This window comes from Virgibacillus kekensis, assembly GCF_042654125.1.
GTDB lineage: Bacteria > Bacillota > Bacilli > Bacillales > Amphibacillaceae > Lentibacillus > Lentibacillus kekensis.
In genome coordinates, this window is record NZ_JBHSFU010000006.1 from 186,780 (window position 1) to 210,132 (window position 23,353).

Consider the following 23,353-nt stretch of genomic DNA (forward strand, 5'->3'; position numbering starts at 1 on the left):
CTTTTAAGGCTTTTTCTCTATGCTTGCCCAGTTACAGATTATTTATACATTTATTTACATAAAATCGTATGGTGTTATTTCATCTTCCTCAGTGTCCGGAAGTGTATTCTTCGGGTTACTTTCTCCGAGTCGTTCCTTTAGCTGTTCTTGCAGAGAAGTATAGCGCCGATTTGTATCATGAGTGCGAACCCCACGGAGAAAGGCCTGTCGCTCCCCGCAGATTATTAACGAACTTTTACTTCGCGTTATGGCCGTGTATAGCAAATTTTTCCTAAGCATCCGGTTATAAGCGGATACAACCGGTAGAACGACGATAGGAAATTCACTGCCTTGTGACTTATGTATGGATATACAAAATGCATGCATGATGTTTATATAGTCTTTCCGTTCGAGAACAACTTCCTTGCCTTCAAAGTCAATAACCAGCTGTTCAACATTATCTATGTTCTCGTTTTCTCTGAATATCGCAACAACTTCCCCAATATCACCATTAAACACACCATCTTCCGGTTGGTTAACAAGCTGCAATACCCTGTCCCCGACCCGGTATACAACATCATTGAATTTTACTTCCCGTTTCGTATTTTTTTTGGGATTTACAATAGATTGAAGTTGTTTGTTAATGAGGGTGATCCCAGCCTGGGAACGATACATTGGCGCAAGAACTTGAATATCTTTCAAATCTATTCCTTTGTCCTTCGCTTTATGAAAGACCTTGGATATCACGTCTATCATCTGATGCTCTGAACAAGGAATAAAACTGAAGTCCTTGTCGTTTACCAGCGAATCAGCACCACACTGATCATGCTTGATTAGGTGGGCAAGCTGTATGATTTTGGAGCCCTCTTTCTGACGGTATACTTCATTAAGGCTTACATATGGAAGCAGCCCGCTTCCAAGCAAGTCAGCTAAAACCTGGCCGGGACCTACTGACGGCAACTGATCCTCATCCCCGACAAGCAATACTTGCATATCGTCTGGAATAGCTTTAAACAAATTGTTCGCCAGCCAAATATCAACCATGGAAAACTCATCAACAATCAGGAATTTACCAGATAGTTGTTCATTCTCACCTTTATTAAATCCTTCTTTTCCATCCCAGCCCAGTAAACGGTGAATCGTGACTGCGGGGATACCAGTTGACTCATTCAACCGCTTAGCAGCTCTACCGGTCGGCGCAGTCAAAATAAATGGAAATTCTGTTTCAGCATCATAATCTTTAGGATCAGATGAAAGATTATGGATTGCGGCATAGGCTTTTAGAATACCTTTCACTACAGTTGTTTTACCTGTCCCCGGTCCTCCAGTGACAATCATAAGTTTAGATTCGAGTGCATTATTAATCGCGTCAAACTGTTCTTTTCCATAACTAAGTACTTCACTTTCTTCAATGTCCCCGATTATCTTCAACAAATCTGCCATCGTGGTATCATAGGAAACCGGCTTGTCGAGGATTCGCCTGATATTGGAAGCCAGTCCGTCCTCCGCATAGTACAAGGAAGGCAGATAAATATTACCTTCTTTCATAATCACCATTTTTTCCTTATTAAGTTCCTCAAGCCGCTGAGCGATAGTTTCATCGGCTATGGACAGTTCTAGGTTATAAAGCAAATCGATAACCTGACTGATGCATTCACTCATTGGCAAATAAACATGCCCGTTTTGGATGTTTTTTTGCAGGATATAAATGCAACCCGCTCCAATTCTGTTTGGATGGGTCATCGATAAGCCATTCTGCCTTGCTATCTGGTCCGCAGTCTGGAAACCGAACCCTTCTATATCAAACACATATTGGTACGGATCATTTTCAAGAACAGATATCGCCTCATCTTTATATTCCGCATATATCTTTTGGGCCATCCGGAGTCCAATTCCATAATTGGACAGGAAAACGACGATATGCTCAAATCCCTGATGTTCCTTTAATGTCTCGGCAAATTGCTCTGCCTTATCCTTTTTTAACCCTGGGATGTCTTCAAGTACTTTGGGATTATTAATGATTTTTGAAATAGCGGATTCGCCAAGCTTTTCAATAATACGAGTTGCGGTTTTTTTACCGACCCCATAAAAAAGATCACTCGAAAGGTAGGCAATTAAACCTTCTTTCGTTTCAGGTACATACGTTTGATACGTATTTACCTTATATTGAAGCCCGAACTTCGAATGCCGCTCAAACTCGCCAAAAAAACGGTACACTGTTGATTCTTGCAGATTCGAAAAGTAACCTTTAATTACCGCTTCCTTCTCTTTGAAATCCTCATTAGTGTCATGCACTTTAATTTTTGCAATCGAAAAGTGTTCTCGTTCATTCTGGAAAATAACATGCAGAATTTCCCCGTTAATATATCCCTGTTCATTAATGGACTGTTTTTCCGGTTCCATGCTCAACCCTGCCTATCCTATAGGTCGGTATTATTTAATAATGCCTCCACCTGATTTTTTGCATTTTCTGCCAGCGTGTGTTCCGGCTGAATTTCCAGTGCGGTATTAAAATGACTTAAAGCTCCAACAAGATCTTCATCATAAAGTGCGATAACACCCAGGTTATAATGGGCATCACTATGTTTCTCATCGAGTTTCAAAACATTTTCAAATACAGACCGGGCATCCTTTAAATGGTCACTCTGTGCCAGTGTAAGACCATATTGAAAGAGCATTTCTGCATCCTCAGAATCCAGTTCTGTTGCTCGCAATAAATAGGGCAAAGCGAGTTTATAGTGTTCCTGCTTATAGAACGTCATACCAAGCATATAGTAGACGTCCGCTTCAAGAAGACCAAGATCAATTGCTTTTTGAAAACTTTCCTGTGCCTTTGGATAAAGTGACTGCTCATAGTACATGTTTCCTAGCCCGTAATATGCCGTGGCAGCAAATTCGTCAAGTTCGATTGCCTTTTCGAAAAAACGCTGTGCCCGTGTATAATCATTCACGTGAAGCAGCAGATTTCCAAAGTTGATAAAACCCACTGGATCTTCCGGACTTTCTTCAATTATTTCGCTAAATAAGGCAGCTGCTTCCTCATATTTCTGCTCATTCATCAAATTAATCGCTTCTTTGTTCTTATCCATAGTCCTCGCCTCACTTTCGTCGTTTTGCAGTGAAAAGAGGACAATAATATGTCCTCCTGTCTGCATCTACCCTACATAATCCAGATATTTCTCGTCCTTAATCACTTCATCGATTGTACCGCCACCAAGACATACTTCCCCGTCGTAGAAGACGACTGCCTGGCCAGGTGTGATTGCCCGCTGTGGTTCGTTGAAAATAACATGAATATTTCCATCATCCAGTTTCTCGACCGTTACAGCACTGTCTTTCTGACGATATCTGAATTTTGCAGTGCATGCAAAGTTATTTTCCGGTATATCATTAATCCAATTGACATCCGTCGCAATTAGACTATCTGAGTATAATTTTTCATTCTCGAACCCTTGCTCCACATACAAAATATTGTCTTTCAAATTCTTTCCCACAACAAACCATGGATCGCCAGCACCACCAATACCAAGTCCTTGGCGTTGTCCAATCGTGTAATACATCAATCCTTCATGCTGCCCTTTTTCCACTCCCGAGAGAGTTTTCATAACGCCAGGCTGTGCTGGCAGATACTCACTCAGAAACTCTTTGAAATTACGTTCACCGATAAAACAGATTCCTGTGCTGTCCTTTTTGGTTGCCGTTACAAGATCATGCTTGCGGGCAATTTCCCGTACTTCTTTTTTCTCTAAATGACCCAACGGGAACATTACTTTTTCCAGTACATCACTTGTCAACTGATTCAAAAAGTAGGTTTGGTCCTTATTGTCATCAACACCGCGAAGCATTTCATAACGGCCATTGTTATTCCGTACTTGCGCGTAATGTCCAGTTGCCAGATAATCGGCCCCCAGTGACATTGCGTGTTCAAGAAAAGCTTTGAACTTGATTTCCTTATTGCACATTACATCAGGATTCGGTGTCCTTCCTGCTTTATATTCATCCAGGAAATAAGTAAAGACCTTGTCCCAGTATTGCTTTTCAAAGTTCACTGCAAAGTACGGGATATCAAGTTGATTACAGACTCGGACGACATCATCATAATCCTCGGTCGCCGTACAAACTCCATTTTCATCGGTATCGTCCCAGTTTTTCATGAAAATACCCACTACATCATACCCTTGTTCTTTCAGAAGCAATGCTGCTACAGAGGAATCAACTCCCCCGCTCATCCCGACAACCACCCGTGTATCTTTTTTTGCCTTCATTTTTTCACCCCTTATGCGGTCAATCGTTTTACTATTTTTACAATCCTTCTTGCTGCTTCTTTCACGTTCTCTTCATTATTGAAAATACCAAAACTGAAACGTATCGAATTCGTAGTTCTGGCATCACTCTCTCCAAACATAGCGGCCAGCACATGGGACGGTTCCACTGACCCTGCGGTACACGCACTTCCGCTCGAGGCGGCAATCCCATCCAAATCAAAGTTTGTCAATAACTGCTCCACATTGGTCCCTGGAAAACTTATATTTACAATGGATGCTATCGTGTCACCAAGATCACCATTTACCTGAAAGGAAACTTCCCCATTTTCAAGTTCGTTTATAAACATATCTTTATATTTCTTGTATTTATCAACTCGCTCGGCCTTGTGTTCCCCGGCAAGCTCGACTGCCTTTTGAAACCCTGCAGCCCCAGCAACATTTTCTGTCCCTGCCCGGCGCTTACGTTCCTGTTCCCCACCAAATTGCTGGGCGTTAATTTTCACATTAGTGGAGGCGAACAAAAACCCAATCCCTTTTGGTCCATTTATTTTATGGGATGAAACGGTCAGCAAGTCAACTCCAAGCTCCTGAACATCAATATCCAATAACCCATAAGCTTGAACAGCGTCTGTATGCAAATATGCCTGATGCTCGTTCAATAACTGTCCAATTTCCCTGATAGGCTGGATTACTCCAGTTTCATTATTTACGTACATAATTGATACCAGGATCGTCTCATCAGTCAGCGCTTTATCCAGATCATTAACAGATACCTTCCCGGTTTCATCAACCGGCAGATAGGTTACACGGAAGCCTTGCCGTTCAAGATATTCTGCTGTGTGAAGTGTCGCATGATGTTCCTGCACAGTCGTGATAATATGCGTGCCTTTATCCTGATTGGCTATGGCTGTCCCAATCAGCGCAAGATTATCGGCCTCAGTTCCTCCACTTGTGAAAATAATTTCCTTTTCGTTAGCATTAATACTGGTGGCCATCATTCTTCTTGACTCATCAAGAAGCTGACGGGCTTTCCTGCCAAACGAATGAACACTTGACGGATTGCCGAAGACTGATTCGGACACACTGTTTATCGTACTGATCACCCTGCTGTCCATTGGAGTAGTTGCCGCATGGTCCAGATAAATTGCTTCCATAATAAATAATCCTTCCTTTATAAAACTGACTGCTGTTTATATATAAAACATATACGAGTCCTGCTGTTCGTCATCCTCATGATCTTTAAGGTCCTCAAGTGTGGTGGTATCAAGAACATCTTTGACAGCATCCCTGATTCTTATCCACAAGGCCTGCTTTGCGGGTTCTTCGTCCTCTATACCTTCAACGGGGGTAATTGGCCCCTCAAGTACCCGAATAATGTCCCCTGCGGTAATTTCACCCGGATTTTTCGCGAGAATATAGCCACCATAGGCTCCCCGTACGCTCTTGATAAGCCCGGCATTGCGAAGTGGCGATGCCAGCTGTTCCAGATAATGCTCTGACAGGTTCTTCTCCCGAGCGATTGCTTTCAGGGGTGTTGGTCCTTCCCCATGTTTTCTTGCAAGTTCTATCATTATTGTTAGTCCATAGCGTCCTTTTGTGGAAATCTTCATATTTACACCTCTGTAGTTTCATTAAATATCAGTTAACCAGTATAACAACTATTTTTATTATTTTCTTCTATGTAATACATGCTATTATATCATGGATAGGATCCTTCTTGCATATTCCCGGAATCGGAATTAAGCTTGACATACAACCTACTATTTTACACAAAGGACGATTAAAATGAAACAGAGACCTCTTGCATTACGTATGCGGCCTGACCATATTAATGACATTATTGGCCAGGAACACCTTGTAGGAGAGGGGAAAATTGTACGACGGATGGTTCAGGCTGAACGTTTAGCCTCCATGATTCTTTACGGGCCACCAGGGACAGGCAAGACTTCGATGGCAGTTGCCGTGGCTAAAAGTTTAAATATCCCGGTCAAAATTCTGAATGCGGTAGTTGATAAGAAAAAAGATATGGAAATTGTAGTCGAAGAAGCAAAAATGACTGGCCATATGGTGCTTGTTTTAGACGAGGTTCACCGGCTGGATAAAGCTAAGCAGGATTTCCTTTTACCTCACCTGGAAAGCAACATTATTACGATGATCGGCTGTACTACCAGTAATCCTTATCATTCTATCAACCCGGCAATCAGAAGTAGATGCCACTTATTTGAACTTCACCCCCTAACGCTTGAAGATATTAAAGAAGCAGTGATACGGGCAGTAGAAGATACTGATAATGGCCTGGGTGAACAGTCCGTAAAATTAAGTGATGATGCGTTGAATCACTTGGCATTTGCCGCAAACGGGGACATGCGGTCAGCGCTGAACGGATTGGAACTGGCTGTTTCTTCTACCCCACCGGACCAGGACGGCAATGTGTTCATATCACTTAAAACTGCTGAAGAGTGTATGCAGAAGAAAAGTTTTTCGCACGATAAGGACGGGGACGCACATTATGATGTGATTTCCGCTTTTCAAAAATCCATCCGCGGTAGTGATGTAAATGCCGCTCTGCACTATCTTGGCAGGTTGATTGAAGCGGGAGACTTGGACAGCATTGCCCGTCGTATGATTGTGTGTGCGTATGAAGACATAGGTCTTGCCAATCCGCAGGCGGGACCGAGAGCAATCGCCGCCGTTCAGGCAGCTGAGCGCATTGGATTTCCAGAAGCACGAATCCCTTTGTCTGTGGCAATCATCGAGCTTTGTCTGTCACCAAAGTCCAATACTGCATATAAAGCGCTTGATGAAGCATTATCCGATATACGCAAAGGAAAGAGCGGTGAAGTGCCGGTACACTTGAAAGATTCCCACTATGCAGGAGCACAGAAACTTGGCCGTGGTGTCGATTACAAATACCCGCACAACTATGAAAACGGCTGGGTTAATCAGCAGTATCTACCGGAACCCTTAAAGAACAAAAATTACTATCAACCTAAAGATTCAGGTAAATTTGAACAAGCTCTTAAACAAGTTTATAAAAAAATCCAGTCAGACAAAAAATAAATACTAGATAATAGAGGTATAATTCCTTTTTCAAGCGGTCACAATAGACAGTAAAGATATGATATTATCATTTGCTGTTTATTGAAAAAGGAGTTGAACAAATTGGTTAAAGTCAGACAAGATGCCTGGTCACATGAGGATGACCTGTTGCTTGCAGAAACGGTGCTGCGTCATATAAGAGAAGGAAGCACTCAACTAAACGCATTTGAAGAGGTGGGTGATAAACTCAACCGTACCTCAGCAGCATGCGGTTTTCGCTGGAATGCGGAAGTCAGAAACAAATACGAGAATGCTATTGATCTTGCAAAACGCCAGCGTAAGGAACGGAAACGTGCCCGTGCTGGAAAACCTGTACGAGCGGCTCAAACTATTTTACCTGCTACCCAAACCCAATCAGAGACGAGCAGTGAAACTTACACTGAAGCCGCATTGCAGACAACGGTGGAAGCCCCAGCTATGACACTGGATGGTGTGATCCGCTTTTTAAAAGAATTTAAAAAAGACTACTATGCTTCCAATCAATCAAAAGCTTCTCTGGAACATGTCCAAAAAGAAAACGAGGAATTGAAAGAACAAATCAATGATTTGGAAAAGAAATTAGCAGAAACAGAGAAACAATATGCACAGGTACAGGAAGACTATCAAGTATTCATGCAAATAATGGACCGCGCAAGAAAAATGACAGTCCTGGACGACCAGGGCTCACTGAAGCCACCTACTTTCCGAATGGATAAAAACGGAAACTTGCAGCAAGTAGCACAAAGTTCATCACAATAATAAAAACCCGGGGAAATCCGGGTTTTTTTATTGTTAATATTAAGAATGCTATTCTCTTAAAAACTTGCTGCTTTCTACTGAACGAAAATAATTCGTAGTAGATAAAAAATGCGAAGTAGTGAAAAATCAATGCTTAACTCGGACTCACGATTAATAAGTGCGTCTTCGTCGCTACGGAAATACACTACGCTTTCCACGGGCGGCTGTTGAGCCTCCGTGGAGCTAACGCTCTCCGGGGTCTCATCGAGGCCTCTGCTCCCGTAGGAGTCTCCGTGTATTTCCTCCGCTGGGATAAGGCTGATTTGTACTGTATTTACATTGACCTCTTAAACTTTTCATATAGTGAACATATATTAGCATAGGAAGAATACGGAGACTCCAGTGGGAACAGCACGAGTCGAAGACCCTGCAAGAAGCGTTTTTTGCCTCTGAGGAGGCTGAGGCCGTGCCCACGGCAAAGGAAACACTGTGAAAGCTTTAGCTTGAACAGATGTTGACCTTGCACCCGGAGCGGTGAAAGCGAAGTATTCTGCCGGAGCGAAGCTTCGCCGTTACTTCGCAGTTTATAGAAAAAGCAATATACTATTCGAAAAGGGCATTAGAAAACTTGGCTTATCGCCAAGCTTTAATGGCGAAAGCCTTAGTTGCACTTATGCAGTAAGAAAGTATTTATACTTTCTTACCTGCTAAAGAAAAAAAGCTGCGATAGAATCGCAGCTTTCTTATTATGTATTTCTATCAATCCCAATTGTGCCGTCTTTTTAAGTTTTGATCCCGCTTTTGGCAGGTGGGTGCTCTGTTCCATGCATGTTGTGCTTCCCCGGCGGGGCATGCACGCAGCACGGAAACGTATCGAGCTCCCATTGTTATTGTTGTTCGGTCAAAACACTTTTACAAGACGCACACATCAGGATTGATAGTGTGATTATTAAGTTTGTAAATTCATCTTATCATAACCAGTTATGTCCTTCAATAATTAACGATATGAAAAGTTGGTTACAGATGTTACGGTTCTGCAACAATTTTCCTTTTCATTCATATTTTATCCTGTATCCGAATAGACAATTCTTCCAGTTGCTCTTCACCTACGCTATCTGGTGCATCGGTAAGCAGGTCAGAGGCTGAAGCTGTCTTCGGAAACAGAATAGTATCTCTTAAGTTTGAACGTCCTGCAAGCAGCATTATAATCCGGTCTAGTCCAAGTGCAATACCGCCATGTGGTGGGGCACCGTATTCTAGTGCATCAAGCAGAAATCCAAACTGTTCCTCAGCCTCTTCTTTGCTGAAACCAAGTACCTCAAACATTTTTTCCTGCTGGTCCTTTTTATAAATACGCAAAGAGCCTCCACCAAGTTCAAATCCATTCAGCACAAGGTCATATGCATTCGCGTGTACACTGCCCGGGTCGGTACCCAGTTTATCCAGGTCCTCTTCAACAGGCATTGTGAATGGGTGGTGTGCTGCAAAATATCTCCCAAGGTCTTCGTCATACTCAAACAGTGGCCAGTCGGTAATCCAAAGGAAGTTAAATTTACTCTGATCAATTAGGTTAAGTTCTTTTCCAAGTTTAAGTCGCAATGCTCCTAGACTGTCATGCACAACTGATGCTTTGTCAGAACCGAACAGTAGCAGATCCCCATCTGTTGCTTCTGCCTGCTGAAGAATTGCCGATTTTTCTTCATCAGAAAGAAACTTGGCAATCGGTCCTTTCAGGTCGCTCTCCTCTACTTTTAGCCATGGTAACCCTTTTGCGCCATATACCTTTACAAAGTCGGTCAGTTTGTCGAGGTCTTTCCGTGAGTAATTGGCAGCCTCACCTTTTACATTGAGTAGATTTACGATTCCTCCTGATTCGAGTGCTCCCTTAAACACTTTAAATTCCGAGTCTGCAAGAACCTCCGACATGTCAATAAGCTCCATTCCAAACCTGGTATCGGGTTTGTCGGATCCGTAACGGCCCATTGCCTCATGATACGACATACGCTGAAATGGCAGGGCAACATCCATATCTTTTACTTCCTTCATGACATGTTTCATCATCTGTTCAGTCATTTCCATTATTTCATCACTGTTGAGGAATGATGTCTCAATATCAATCTGTGTGAACTCCGGCTGACGATCTGCCCGCAGATCCTCATCACGGAAACAGCGTGCAATCTGATAATATTTCTCGAAGCCGCCCATCATAATCAGCTGTTTAAATAGTTGTGGGGACTGAGGAAGAGCATAGAACTCACCATGATGAACCCGGCTTGGAACCAGATAGTCCCTTGCTCCCTCAGGCGTGCTTTTTGTCAGAATCGGAGTTTCCATCTCCAGAAACCCATCGTCATTTAAAAAGTTGCGTACAGCCTGTGTTGTCTTGTGCCGTAATTTAAAAGTCTCCTGCAATGTATTTCTTCGAAGGTCGATGTATCGGTACTTCAATCTTAAGTCCTCTGCGACATCAGTCTCATCCTGAATGAGAAATGGTGGTGTCTTGGACTTGTTTAGAATAGTGATTCCGGTTGCCATAACTTCAATTCTACCGGTATCCATCACAGGATTCACCGTGGATTCATCCCGGACAACAACCGTTCCATTTATTTCCACTACATATTCAGTACGCACATTTTCCGCTATGTTTAGGGCCTCCTCGGAATTAGCGGGATTGAATACGACCTGTACTATTCCGGACTTATCGCGCAGATCAATAAAGATTAGCCCACCGAGGTCACGTCTTTTCTGTACCCATCCCTTCAGTAAAACTGTCTGGTCAATGTTTTCTTCTCGTAATGTTCCTGCCAATATACGACTGCTCATTGTTTTTCTCCTCCTGAAAACGTATCCTGTAAATGCTCGATTAATTGCGTTAAAGGTACTTCGTTCTGATTTCCGGTACTCATTTCCCTGACATTGATAACCTCTCTGCTCAGTTCATCTTCACCGAATATAAGAACATACTTTGCCTGATACCGGTCTGCTGCTTTAAATTGCGCCTTCATTTTACGGTCCAGGTAATCCTTATCTGCCTGAATTCCATTCTTCCGCAGCTCGTGTACCAGCTGAACAGCTTTTTTGCTTGCTTCTTCACCAACTGCCACAAGGAAACAATCTAGATTGCTGTTTGTGTCTATTTCTCTGTGTTCTGCTTCAAGCGCCATAAGGAGCCGCTCCATCCCCATACCAAAGCCGATTCCTGGAGTGCTTGGCCCGTCAAGTTCCTCAATCAGACCATTGTAACGTCCTCCGCCTGCCAACGTGGTAATGGCTCCGAATCCTTCTGCTTCACTCATGATTTCAAAGGCTGTATGGTTATAATAATCAAGACCCCGGACAAGATTTTTATCCACCGTATAGTCAATCCCCATCATGGTCAAATAATTCTTCACATCTTCAAAGTATTTCTCTGACTCATTATTAAGGTAATCCAGAATCGATGGGGCTGTTTTCATTGCGGGATGATCTCGATCTTTTTTACAATCCAGTACGCGAAGCGGATTCTGTCGCAACCGTGTCTGACAATCCCCGCAAAGTTCATCTCGGTGCGGCTCGAAGTGATTTACCAGTGCTTGTCTGTGATTATCCCTACTCTCCTTATCTCCCAGAGAATTGATAACCAGTTTTAATGAACGTAGTCCCAACTCGCTGTAGACAGTCATTGCAAGATCTATGACTTCAGCATCAACCGCAGGGTTAGAACTTCCAAGCACTTCGATACCAAATTGATTCAGCTGTCGCATTCGTCCTTTCTGTGGCCTCTCATAACGGAACATTGGAGCAAAATAATACAGTTTAACCGGCTGGTTGGGATTGCCGAATAACTTATGTTCTACAAAAGAGCGTGCAACCGAAGCGGTCCCTTCCGGCCTAAGTGTCAAACTCCTGCCGCCGCGATCCTCAAATGTATACATTTCTTTCTGAACAATATCGGTGGAATCCCCAACACCCCGCTGGAATAGTTCCGTGTGTTCAAATAACGGTGTACGAATCTCTTTAAAATGATACCTTTCACAAACATCTTTGATTTTATCTTCAACAAACTGCCACTTCTCAATAGTGCCAGGCAACAGATCTGCTGTGCCTCTTGGTGCTTTTATACTCACGGTATTACCCCCTCAAAAAAGTTTAATAAATAGAAAAAACCCCCACCCCTTATAAAAGAAGGGACGAGAGTTTACCCGCGTTGCCACCCTGATTGGTGCGTATTGCACCCGCTCTACACAGTTAACGCCTGCAAAACGACTATACCTACAACGTTTGTCGGTTCGATATAGCACCTCGGGAATGTCTTTCATCAGGGCATGTGTGAAAATGCTTGCAGCCGATGGCATTTTCTCTCTTTTCACATACTTACTAACTACTTTTTCCTTCACTGGTTTTCCGTTTCTATCGTGCATTTAATCAGTTTATGAATGACTATTATCTTAATGTTTCCGTATATCATTGTCAAGTACGAGTTATCTTTTTCTTTAACTTTTTTACTTCACCAAGTGAAATACCTAATTCCTCGGCAATTTCCATATGACTGGACCCCGATTCAACCTCCATAAACCGATGAAGGTTAACGCCGAAAATATCCTTATTGACAGAAGTATTCCAATGCTTTTCATTTGTGCGCATAAAATCCCTCCCTATTGAAAACTAGTTTTGCCTAAATAAAGACTTTTTATTAAAATAGAGTGTAACCGAAAAAGTTTAAGGAGGAACTTCATGCATATTAGAAAAACAGCAGTACTGGTATTCAGTATGTTTCTATTGATGTTTTCGATACCTGTCAGCGCAGACCAAGCAATTGTTATAACCGATAACCTAAATGTAAGAACAGGTCCAGGAACCAACTTTGATAAAATAGATCAGATACATACTGGAGAAATGTATGAGATTGTTCAGCAAAAAGATAACTGGATTGAAATTGAACTTGGTAATAACACAGGCTGGGTTACCACTGAGTTTGTCGATATAAAAACCTCTTCAACGAATTCAGAGACAGATACAGACAGTAGCAGATCAACTGATTCACCCAAAACGGTTACCATTCAGCATGATAATACCCATTTACGAAAGGAGCCTTCCACCACATCTGAAATCATAGGGTTCGCCGAAAAAGGAAGTGAATTTGACGTACTCACGGAAAATGGTGACTGGTATGAAATTAAAAATGATAACTTAACAGGGTTTATTTACAAATCTTTTCTCGAGAAAAGTGATAATCCAGCAAGCGGACTTCAAAATAAAACGATAGTAATCGATGCAGGTCACGGTGGACGGGATGTTGGGGCGATTGGTGCTAGTGGGACATTTGAAAAAGATTTCACCTTTAAAACAATGCAGCAGTTAAAACAGGAGCTAACTTCGCTAGGGGCCAAAGTAATTCTTACCAGGAAGGACGATGAGTTTATATCTCTTGCGAGCAGAACAAGCCTCACTAACATACAGGACACGGATGCCTTTATCAGCATTCATTACAATAGTGTTCCTTCCATGCCAGGCGTTACCGGAATAGGCGCTTATTACTACCATGAACAGAACCAGAAACTTGCTCAATATATCATTGAGGACATTGCCAAAATAACCGGAGCACGAAACAGGGGCATTAAATTCGGTGATTTCCATGTAATCAGGCAAAACTTCAAACATTCAATTCTTTTAGAACTCGGATTCATATCGAACTATGAGAAAGAACAGCTACTTTTGACTAATGCCTACCAGAAACAGCTGGTCAAAGGAATAGTAAATGGTCTCAATAAATATTTTTACGAACAATAGAATGTTAACGCCCCATGCAATCCCCTAATAAGGTTTGTTGGCCAAAAAAATGGAACAGCTGTTATGCTGTTCCATTTTCTATCTATCTTTACTGTCTATTATAATGGTGACAGGCCCTTCGTTAGTAAGCTGCACATCCATCATTGCGCCAAATTCGCCTGTTTCCACATGAATACCATGCTGCTCTTCTATCTTCCTGTTGAAATAGTTGTACAATTTGTCAGCCTTGTCCGGCTTGGCGGCTTTCACAAAATTGGGACGTCTACCCTTTCGTGTGTCTGCATAAAGGGTGAACTGGGAAATAGATAGTATTTCTCCCTCTACATCCTTTAAGGAAAGATTCATTTTACCTGCCTCATCTTCAAAAATACGAAGGTGGACAAGCTTATTGATCAAGTAGTCCGCATCTTCTTCAGTATCCTCATGGGCAGCTCCCAGCAACACAACAAACCCATAATCAATTTTACCGATTACTTCTTCATTTACTGTTACTTTTGCATCTTTGGCACGCTGAATGACTGCTTTCATTATGAATACTCCTAACTATTGAATCGTTCGTGTTACTGTATATACGTCTCTAATTTGCTTAATCCGTTCTACAATTTTACGAAGATGACTGGTGTTCTGGATAAGGATTGTAATATGAATAACTGCCATCTTATTACGATCGGAACGCCCATTTACCTGCGTAATATTTGTTTTCGTTTCGTTTACTGCCTGGAGTACTTCATTTAATAATCCACGGCGGTCATATCCAGAAATCTCAAGGTCGACATGATATTGCTTTTTATCTGTCTGAGCATTTTCCCATTCCACATGCAAATGACGTTCCCTTGCCTCTTCTGTTTGGACATTTGGACAGTCTGCACGATGAACAGATACACCTCTTCCCTTCGTAATATAACCTAAAATCTTATCCCCAGGAACTGGGTTACAACATTTGGACAGGCGCACAAGCAGATTATCGACACCTTCCACTTGAACACCGGAGTCGCGCTTGTGTGTTTTCTTATCTGCTGTCTCACTCTTAACTTCCTCAAGCGTTTCTTCCAAATTCTGTTCTTTCTGTCTGGTTTCACGTATTTTATCAGTAAGACGTGTGGCTATGAGTGCAGCAGTTATTCCCTGATACCCTACAGCTGCATACATATCCTCTTCATTCATAAAATTGAACCGCTCGTATACACGTTTGAGGTTATCCTGTGTTAATACCTCTTTAGGTTCAATACCCAATGAACGGATTTCACGGTCAACCGCCTCTTTACCCTTACTGATATTTTCTTCTCTACGCTGCTTTTTAAAGAACTGTTTAATTTTACTTTTCGCCTGTGAGGTCTGAGTGATTTTAAGCCAATCCTGTGATGGTCCATACGAGTGCTTGGATGTCATTACTTCAATAATGTCACCATTTTTAAGTTCGTAATCAAGCGGCTCCATTTTGCCGTTAACCTTTGCACCAATTGTCTGATTGCCGACTTCCGTATGAATTCGGTATGCAAAATCAAGTGGTACTGATCCTGATGGCAGTTCGATTACATCTCCTTTAGGAGTAAACACATACACCATATCACTGAACAGGTCTACTTTCAGTGATTCCATAAATTCCTCTGCATCATGGGTTTCATTTTGCCATTCAAGAATTTCTCTGAACCATGTCAGTTTTTCCTCGAATGATTTCTTATCTTGGTTAACCCGGCGTCCTTCTTTATATGCCCAGTGTGCAGCGATACCATATTCGGCTATCTCATGCATTTCTTTTGTACGGATTTGCACCTCAAGAGGATCTCCTTTAGGCCCTATCACCGTGGTGTGAAGGGACTGATAAAGGTTGGGTTTAGGCATTGCGATATAATCCTTGAACCTTCCAGGCATCGGTTTCCAACATGTATGAATGATACCCAATACAGCATAGCAATCTTTTATACTATTAACGAGGATTCTTACTGCAAGTAAGTCATAAATTTCGTTAAATTGTTTGTTTTGCTTAACCATTTTGCGATATATACTATATAAGTGCTTTGGACGCCCTGAAATGTCTGCTTGAATGCTTACATCGGATAACTGGTCTTTTACTTCTCCCATTACTTCTTCGATATACGATTCGCGCTGTTCACGCTTTTGTTTCATCAGCTGAACAATCCGGTAATACTGCTGTGGATTGAGATACCGCAGTGCAGTATCCTCAAGCTCCCATTTTATGGTGGAAATCCCAAGTCTGTGAGCTAGCGGGGCAAAAATTTCCAGCGTCTCATTGGAAATTCTTCGTTGCTTTTCAGGAGGAAGGTGCTTTAGTGTCCGCATATTATGCAGACGGTCAGCAAGCTTAATCAGAATAACTCTGATATCCTTGGCCATTGCAACAAACATTTTCCGGTGATTTTCGGCTTGGATTGCCTCTTTGGATTTGTACTTGATTTTCCCCAGCTTAGTAACACCATCTACCAACATCGCAACCTCATGGTTGAAGTATTCTTCAAGCTGTTCCAATGTTACATCCGTATCCTCTACTACGTCATGTAAAAAACCACCAGCAATCGTTTCAGGGTCCATTTCAAGATCAACCAGAATACCGGCTACCTGAACGGGATGAACAATATAAGACTCGCCGGATTTCCGATACTGATCTTTATGTGCATTTTCAGCAAAGTCGTATGCACGACGAAGAAATCCCGTGTCTTCTTCTGTTAGATACCGGCGAGCTTTTTCAATAACATCTTCTATTGTCAGAATTTCTTCTTTTGCCATATAATCACCTGAATTCAATGTAGAGAATACTTTCTAATAGTATTGAAAATTTTAATATAAATGTAAAGGGAAAGCAACTGAATAATAAGTTTTACCCTGTACGGTTAATAGACAGTATATGTTACTGGTAAAATATGTGATAAGAAGAGGTCTGACGCGGACATCGTACCGGTCAGACCTGATTAATATATTTAATACTTCATTAAGGTAAGGACATCATATCCATCGAGCTTTTCAAGTCCGTTCAAATAGGAAAGCTCGATAAGGAATGCGCACCCTACGACAACACCGCCAAGTTCTTCAACCAATTTGATTGTTGCTTCAATTGTACCACCAGTGGCAAGCAGATCATCCGTAATAAGTACCCGTTGACCAGGCTTAACGGCATCTTTATGAATGGTAAGTACATTTTCACCGTATTCAAGACCGTAATCAACTTTTATTACTTCCCTTGGCAGCTTCCCTTCTTTTCTTACAGGTGCAAAGCCACTTTCAAGCGCATAGGAAACCGGACATCCAATTATAAATCCGCGGGCTTCCGGGCCAACAACCAGATCGATATCTTTTTCGCGCGCAAATTCAACTATTTCATCGACCGCTGCTTTAAAAGCTTTTCCATTATCCATTAATGGAGTAATGTCCTTAAACTGAATGCCTTCTTTTGGCCAATTATCAACAATCTTAATATATTTTTTATAATCCATAAGTAGCTTCCTCCCTGGGTTTAACCCCATCTGTAATGCAGGTCATTATCCACTGCTTTAATTCATCATATGTGGAGTAATAAAGCAACTTCTCTATTTCTGCATGCTTTAAGTACTTTTGATATAATTCCGACTCAGCTAAATCCCTCTTAGCCGGTTTCGAATTCAATTCCATAATACCATTATTTATCTTAACAAATTCCAAGTCAGAAAACACGTTTGACATAAACAGCACCCGGTCTTTGGTCCATCCTTTTGCATCCATTATCATTGGAAGCTCCCGCTGAAGATCTATCTGCTTTCTTTTCGCTGTAAATGCATATAGCCATTTAAAATCCTCACGTGATGGAAAAGCTTTCATATAAATGCTGTCACGAAGCTGAAAACATGCGTGAACATTCATAGGTTGCGTTCTTCTCAAGATGTCCTTAAGCGTCTGGAGGTCTGTCGGCAGCTCGTATAAATATATAGAATTCACCTTTTGCAACATGGATAAATCCGAATCATATGTAATACTTTCCACCTTTTCAGGTAAGAAACTATTATCAATCGGTAAGTTCTCATATACTGAGAGATGTGTCTTCTTATTATGAACATATGGTGTTATATCGAAACGTTTCTTTCCCCGATGGTCAAAGACTTGTCGCTCATCGATTCTCATATCCCGGATGATAATCTGGGCTTTTCTGATGCCGTTCCACTCATTGATGCCTAATTCTCCGACAACGGATAGCTTAGTCTTCGGTGATATATGATGATATAAATCACCAAGACCGAATCCAATCCCCTCAAGAGCTCTCTGTGCATCCCTGAACTGGAGTTTTAAATGATTTTTCCGGGTTCCAATCTGTCTGATGTCAGCAGGAAGATGGTTGATATGAAATACAGGTTTAGGGTTAGCCATGCCGAACGGCGCCAGCTGTTTAACTTCATTTACCAGCTCTTCATTTATTTCAGGTATAGCAATTGTCCGGCTGATCTCTGTCTCCTGTGAAAAATCTTCCTCCGATAACTCCGCATGGATTATGCTGTTAAGCTCATCTTGGAGTCGTGTTAAATTTTCGACCGGAAGTGTCATTCCCGCAGCCTGTGCATGTCCTCCAAAATGGGTAAAAACATCTCTTATTTTCATACAACTGGTAAATAAATCAAAAGCAGGAATACTTCTTGCAGATCCCTTTACTTCTCCCGTATCCGGCAATTCAGTCAGTACGATAGCCGGCCGGTCATACTTACGGACAAGGTTGGATGCAACAATTCCCAGAACACCCTGATTCCATCCTTCCTTTGCAACAACAATAACACCCTGAGCATCTTTGTCTGCAACCATCTGATCGGCTTCTTTCACAATATTGCTGACAATCTTTTGTCGCTCCTGATTAATCGACTGCACTGTATCAGCAATTTGTTCGGCTTCAAAAGGATCTTCAGTGAGAAGAAGCTGAACTGCCAAATCAGCGTCCTGCAGCCTGCCCACAGCATTAATCCTCGGTCCGATCAGAAAACCGACATCCTCTTCACTTACTTCCTCATTCAGGTTGCAAACTTTTTTTAAAGCTATTAACCCTGGTCGCGTTGTGGAGGATAACGCTTTTAGTCCGAAATATGCCAGTATACGGTTCTCATCTCTAAGGGGCACCAAATCAGCTATCGTACCAATTGCCACAAGATCCAATAGCTGTTCAGGGAAATATCCAAGTAGATGCTGTGCAAACTTAAATGCAACTCCGACACCTGCCAGTTCACTGAAACCATAGTCCTGTGAACACTTCGGATGGATAATGGCAAACGCTGCCGGGAGTTCTTCCTGCGGCTCATGGTGATCTGTAATAATCAGATCGATTCCCAGTTGTTTCGCGACAGCTGCTTCATGAACAGCGGAAATTCCGTTATCCACCGTAATAATCAGAGAATATCCGTTTTGGTAGGCCTCTTTGAATGCCGTCTCATTTGGTCCGTATCCTTCGGTAAAGCGGTTAGGTATATAAAATTCACAGTCAGCACCAAGTTCCTTCAGCGCCTTCAGCATCACCGTTGTGGAACTGACCCCATCCGCGTCATAGTCGCCAAATATAAGAATCTTTTCTTGATTAGCAATTGCTCTATGTACACGTTCGGTTGCTTTTGTTATATCCGAAAAATTTTCCGGGTTATGTAAATTTGATAAATCAGGCTTTAAAAAGGCCTTTGCTTCCTCACTCGAATTAATTCCACGCTGAATTAACAACTCCTTTATCAACGGAGAAACGTTATTCAAGTCCCAGCCTGGTGTTTCTGTTTGCACTTCAGAAAAATTCCATTTTGTCTTGCTTTGCAGCATAATTTCACCCCTGACTAATCTATTATACTAGACTAAGCCAGGGGTCGCAATCAGGTTTTCGTTATTCCTTTGAACCTCCGCCTTCCTCTTTGGTCTGTTTTGGGGACGTTGGATTCACTGGACTCTCTTTACTGAGTGGTTGATTTTTTTCCAGTTTTTCTTTCAGGTGCTTATTTTCTGACCGCAGGGATTTTCTCTCACGCTGCAAATTAATAACTTTCACGATCCCCGCAGCAGCAGTGATAATACCACCCATTAAAACCGAAAAAAGAATTACAAGTATTAGTGGTGCCTGACCACTTCCAAATAAGTAGTCAACTTGAACGGGTTCGACATTAATAACTGCAAAAATCGCAACCACAATAATAAATATTATTGAAAGAATGACATAGGACTGACCTTTCAAAACAATTCCTCCTTCTATTTAGCCTTGTTAGCTAAAATACCCTGTTGCAGGTAAGTTTAACCATTAGAAAACTTGACATACACTCAATTACACTAGTTTCCTAGTTTTAAATAGGTTGTTTTTCTTGTTTTTCGACACAATATCTATAAACTGCGACATAACCGCGAAGCTTCGCTCCGGTAGAATACTTCGCTTTCCGTGGGCACGGCCTCAGCCTCCTCAGAAGCAAAAAAACGCTTCTTGCGGGGTCTTCGTCTCGTGCTGTTCCCACTGGAGTCTCCGTTTCTACCTAATATGCGTTTAAGACTAAGAGGCCAATGTAAATACGGTACGAATCAGCCTTAATCCAGCGAGGGAAATACATGGAGACTCCTGCGGGAAAAGCAACAGCTGAAAATCCCGCAGGAAGTGGTTTTCTTCCGAGGAAGTTGAAGCGTTGCCCGGCGGCAAAGGAAACACCGTGAAAGCTTTAGCTTGAACAGATGTTGGACTTGCACCCGGAGCGGTGAAAGCGGAATGTATTTCCAGAGCGAAGCTACGAGTTATGTCGCAGTTTACATCAACTTCGTCATTAATAATCAACAGATTACGAAATGAGAAAGGATAAACGAATCCCCTATCGCAATTTTATGCGATAAGGGATTGTATCAAGTACTTAAACCTGTGGTCCCTCTGTTCGTTTTTTCTTGGCAAAAACAACAGGCTTTTCTTTAATATTTTTTCCGCGCCATACCAGCCATAGCTGGGAGGCAAGGAATAGTGATGAATACGTACCAGCAAGCAACCCGACGGCCAGTGCGATTGCGAAACTTGTGATTGACTCAGCACCAAGGAACAGGAATGCGAGCACTGCAATCATTGTAGTTACAGTGGTGTTGATACTCCGGGTGAGTGTCTGGACAAGACTCCTGTTTACGATTACAGCAAGTTCCTTGAACGACTTGACCCGCTTTTTCTTACGCAAATTCTCCCTGATCCGGTCAAACGTGACAATAGTATCATTAATCGAGTAACCAATAATGGTTAAAACAGCTGCCACAATTGTTACATCAAACTCAAGTCGTGTGAAACTGAAAATAGCTAGAATGAAGAAAGCATCATGGACCAGCGCAATAATTGCCGTTATTCCAAAGAACAATTCAAACCGGATTGTTACATAAATAATCATACCCACAGATGCTATTGCAAGTGCATAAAGGGCATTCTTAACCAGTTCCTCACCAACAATTGGCGACACAATACTCACACTCGTGGCCGCGTCAAAGTTTTCCTGGAAATAATTCTGCACCTCGGCAATTTTATCTTCGTTGATTACACGCTCATAACGAACAACCGCCACATTATTTTCGGCGCCTGAAATGACTGGGGTTGCCTCAAGTCCAAGTTCAGCCAGACCATCTTGAACTTCATCTGCATTAAGGCTTTCTTCAGCTTGAATCTGGATACGTGAACCACTTGTAAAGTCAATTCCCGGGTTCAATTGGAAAAGACCTAGCGAGATTGCTCCCAGGATAACCATAATGGCTGAAGCAAGGAAATATTTCTTCCTATGCTGCACCACATTTACTTCACGGTTGAAAATAGTGGCCTCACGTTCGGTTGTATCCTTAATATCTTTAATTTCCTTCTTTTTAACCCCGAATAATTCCGGACGGTTTTTAAGAAACTTGCTACGTATCCACAAGCTGAGCAGCAATCGTGAACCATAAACGGCAGTCAAAAAGCTGACCACAATACTTACAATCAGCATTGTAGCGAAGCCTTTTATCGAGCTTGTTCCGAACATGAACAATACTGCAGCTGCAAGTATAGTGGTAATGTTCGCATCCACTATCGCCCGCAGTGAGTTACTTGTCCCTGCTTTAAATGACGCAAATAACGACTTACCTTCCCGTATTTCTTCTTTGATACGTTCAAATGTAATAATATTGGCATCAACAGCCATACCTACACCAAGAATTAAAGCTGCAATACCAGGTAAAGTGAGAACGCCGTTCATCAGTTCAAATACCAGTAAGATCAAATAAATATAAATGCTCAGATTTATAACTGCAATCAAACCTGGAAAACGATAAAATGCGAGTATAAATAGAAAGATGATACTTATACCTATGATTCCTGCAAACACCGTTTTATCCAGCGCCTGCTCACCAAACTGCGCACCTACTGTATTGGAATACAACTCTGTCATATTAACCGGTAATGACCCAGCATTGATGATATCTGCAAGCCTCTGAGCCGATTCAGGAGTGAAATCTCCTGTGATCATGACATTTGTCGTATTTAGTGTTTCATCGACAGAAGGTGCTGATATATATTTCGGGTCCTTTTTACCGTATTCTGCGGCAAAAGAATCACCTTTCTCAAAATCCATCCAAATAACGAGCAGGTTATCCGGATAAGGTGTTTCCGGATTGAAATTATCCTTCAGATTGCTGGTAATATCAGCAAACTCAGAGGCATTCTTCAGCTGTAAAGTAACAATCGGCTGATTGGTATTAGGATCAAAATCCTGTTGGGCACTATTCCTAACGATATCATTTCCATTAAGCAGTTCTTCGTCTTGAACGTTACGGAATGAAAGTCTTGCTGAGGTGGACAACAGTTCTCTTGCTTCTTCCTGGTCCTTAATACCGGCAAGTTGAACACGAATCCGGTTTTCACCTTCAATGTCAATGTTCGCTTCACTGATACCAAGGCGGTTTACCCGCTCATTAAGAATCCGTACTGTGGATTCCAGGGTTTCCTGGTCCACTTTGGCTTCATCTTCTATTGGCTCTACTTTATAGAGAATTTCAAATCCTCCCTGAAGATCTAGACCCAGATTAATATCTTTTGTAATGCCTGTTATGGTTGTCCCAATTGTCCCAGCAAACACAAGAACAATCAGAAAAAAGGCAATAATCCTGCCTCTGTTTTTCATCTGTCAGTTGCCTCCTCTTATGTACACTATGTAATAATTATTCTGCTTCTTCCTGACTTCCGCTGGTCAACGCAGCTATAGAAGCCATCAAATCATCGTCCTGATACGCATTTACGGTCAGGTAGCTCATATATAGACTTGACGATAGGTGAAAGATATCTTGAACCACTTCATATAAACGTTTGGGAGGATTGCCCTTCCATACTTTTTGCTCCAGACACTTCCAGATGTCAGCAGGCGTGGCCTTGTTATACCCCAGCAGTTGAAACTCACTTGCTTTACTTTCAAGAGCATGTCGTAATACTGGTTTCCATTCATTAACAGTTTTGATTACTTCCAAGTATGTTACCTCCCATCCCATATTGGACCGGATAATAATGCTTGTCATGCTTGGCCCACTTCTTTGCATATATATCATTGTATATG

At 42.0% G+C, this 23,353-nt stretch carries 18 protein-coding genes, 1 other RNA gene and 1 other annotated feature; of the genes, 3 read left to right on the forward strand and 16 right to left on the reverse strand.

Translation table 11 applies throughout. From position 1 onward, the window contains the following. Positions 1 to 54: 54 nt before the first annotated feature. The 5 genes from recD2 to cymR form a co-directional block, all read right to left on the reverse strand. Positions 55 to 2,382, reverse strand: a complete 2,328-nt coding sequence (gene recD2, locus ACFO3D_RS11890) for an SF1B family DNA helicase RecD2 (protein ID WP_390296226.1) — start codon at positions 2,380 to 2,382, stop codon at positions 55 to 57. A gap of 17 nt (positions 2,383 to 2,399) precedes the next feature. Continuing rightward, positions 2,400 to 3,068: a tetratricopeptide repeat protein gene (locus tag ACFO3D_RS11895; protein ID WP_390296228.1), complete on the reverse strand. Its 669-nt coding sequence runs from the start codon at positions 3,066 to 3,068 to the stop codon at positions 2,400 to 2,402. 66 nt (positions 3,069 to 3,134) lie between these two features. After that, entirely contained in the window at positions 3,135 to 4,244 is a 1,110-nt protein-coding gene (gene mnmA / locus ACFO3D_RS11900) for a tRNA 2-thiouridine(34) synthase MnmA (protein ID WP_390296230.1), read from the reverse strand. An 11-nt stretch (positions 4,245 to 4,255) separates the two neighbouring features. Continuing rightward, positions 4,256 to 5,398 (reverse strand): cysteine desulfurase family protein, encoded by a 1,143-nt coding sequence (locus ACFO3D_RS11905; RefSeq protein WP_390296232.1) that lies wholly within the window; start codon positions 5,396 to 5,398, stop codon positions 4,256 to 4,258. 36 nt (positions 5,399 to 5,434) lie between these two features. After that, on the reverse strand, positions 5,435 to 5,854 hold the full coding sequence (cymR, locus tag ACFO3D_RS11910) for a cysteine metabolism transcriptional regulator CymR (RefSeq protein WP_390296234.1): 420 nt from the start codon (positions 5,852 to 5,854) through the stop codon (positions 5,435 to 5,437). A 175-nt stretch (positions 5,855 to 6,029) separates the two neighbouring features. Between cymR and ACFO3D_RS11915 the strand changes: the two genes are divergently transcribed. Both ACFO3D_RS11915 and ACFO3D_RS11920 read left to right on the forward strand, forming a co-directional pair. Further along, positions 6,030 to 7,304, forward strand: a complete 1,275-nt coding sequence (locus tag ACFO3D_RS11915; RefSeq protein ID WP_390296236.1) for a replication-associated recombination protein A — start codon at positions 6,030 to 6,032, stop codon at positions 7,302 to 7,304. 102 nt (positions 7,305 to 7,406) lie between these two features. Next, positions 7,407 to 8,081 carry an RsfA family transcriptional regulator gene (locus ACFO3D_RS11920; RefSeq protein ID WP_390296238.1) on the forward strand — a complete coding sequence of 225 codons (675 nt, stop codon included), beginning with the start codon at positions 7,407 to 7,409 and terminating at the stop codon, positions 8,079 to 8,081. A 737-nt stretch (positions 8,082 to 8,818) separates the two neighbouring features. Here ACFO3D_RS11920 and ssrS read toward each other — a convergent pair. From ssrS to ACFO3D_RS11940, 4 genes are all read right to left on the reverse strand, one after another. Beyond that, positions 8,819 to 8,998: non-coding RNA, 6S RNA (gene ssrS / locus ACFO3D_RS11925), on the reverse strand. A 118-nt stretch (positions 8,999 to 9,116) separates the two neighbouring features. After that, entirely contained in the window at positions 9,117 to 10,883 is a 1,767-nt protein-coding gene (gene aspS / locus ACFO3D_RS11930) for an aspartate--tRNA ligase (RefSeq protein WP_390296240.1), read from the reverse strand. Further along, positions 10,880 to 12,166 (reverse strand): histidine--tRNA ligase, encoded by a 1,287-nt coding sequence (gene hisS / locus ACFO3D_RS11935; RefSeq protein WP_390296242.1) that lies wholly within the window; start codon positions 12,164 to 12,166, stop codon positions 10,880 to 10,882. The genes aspS and hisS overlap by 4 nt, the downstream gene beginning before the upstream one ends. Before the next feature lie 56 nt (positions 12,167 to 12,222). Next, positions 12,223 to 12,445, reverse strand: a binding site (T-box leader). A 64-nt stretch (positions 12,446 to 12,509) separates the two neighbouring features. Further along, positions 12,510 to 12,683 carry a hypothetical protein gene (locus ACFO3D_RS11940; RefSeq protein WP_390296244.1) on the reverse strand — a complete coding sequence of 58 codons (174 nt, stop codon included), beginning with the start codon at positions 12,681 to 12,683 and terminating at the stop codon, positions 12,510 to 12,512. Positions 12,684 to 12,773: 90 nt separating this feature from the next. Between ACFO3D_RS11940 and ACFO3D_RS11945 the strand changes: the two genes are divergently transcribed. After that, positions 12,774 to 13,829 (forward strand): N-acetylmuramoyl-L-alanine amidase, encoded by a 1,056-nt coding sequence (locus ACFO3D_RS11945; protein WP_390296246.1) that lies wholly within the window; start codon positions 12,774 to 12,776, stop codon positions 13,827 to 13,829. A gap of 78 nt (positions 13,830 to 13,907) precedes the next feature. On the opposite strand, the gene dtd is transcribed toward ACFO3D_RS11945, so the two are convergent. From dtd to ACFO3D_RS11980, 7 genes are all read right to left on the reverse strand, one after another. Then, complete coding sequence (dtd, locus tag ACFO3D_RS11950; RefSeq protein WP_390296248.1) at positions 13,908 to 14,357, reverse strand: D-aminoacyl-tRNA deacylase; 450 nt, start codon at positions 14,355 to 14,357, stop codon at positions 13,908 to 13,910. Between the two features lie 15 nt (positions 14,358 to 14,372). Further along, positions 14,373 to 16,574 (reverse strand): RelA/SpoT family protein, encoded by a 2,202-nt coding sequence (locus tag ACFO3D_RS11955; protein WP_390296250.1) that lies wholly within the window; start codon positions 16,572 to 16,574, stop codon positions 14,373 to 14,375. Positions 16,575 to 16,765: 191 nt separating this feature from the next. After that, positions 16,766 to 17,278, reverse strand: a complete 513-nt coding sequence (locus ACFO3D_RS11960) for an adenine phosphoribosyltransferase (protein ID WP_390296252.1) — start codon at positions 17,276 to 17,278, stop codon at positions 16,766 to 16,768. After that, positions 17,268 to 19,598, reverse strand: coding sequence for a single-stranded-DNA-specific exonuclease RecJ (recJ, locus tag ACFO3D_RS11965; RefSeq protein ID WP_390296254.1), 2,331 nt, complete (start codon positions 19,596 to 19,598; stop codon positions 17,268 to 17,270). The genes ACFO3D_RS11960 and recJ overlap by 11 nt, the downstream gene beginning before the upstream one ends. Before the next feature lie 61 nt (positions 19,599 to 19,659). Next, positions 19,660 to 20,004 carry a LapA family protein gene (locus ACFO3D_RS11970; protein ID WP_390296256.1) on the reverse strand — a complete coding sequence of 115 codons (345 nt, stop codon included), beginning with the start codon at positions 20,002 to 20,004 and terminating at the stop codon, positions 19,660 to 19,662. Between the two features lie 655 nt (positions 20,005 to 20,659). Further along, on the reverse strand, positions 20,660 to 22,927 hold the full coding sequence (gene secDF / locus ACFO3D_RS11975) for a protein translocase subunit SecDF (protein WP_390296258.1): 2,268 nt from the start codon (positions 22,925 to 22,927) through the stop codon (positions 20,660 to 20,662). A 37-nt stretch (positions 22,928 to 22,964) separates the two neighbouring features. Next, positions 22,965 to 23,315 (reverse strand): post-transcriptional regulator, encoded by a 351-nt coding sequence (locus tag ACFO3D_RS11980; protein ID WP_390296260.1) that lies wholly within the window; start codon positions 23,313 to 23,315, stop codon positions 22,965 to 22,967. Positions 23,316 to 23,353: the final 38 nt, after the last annotated feature.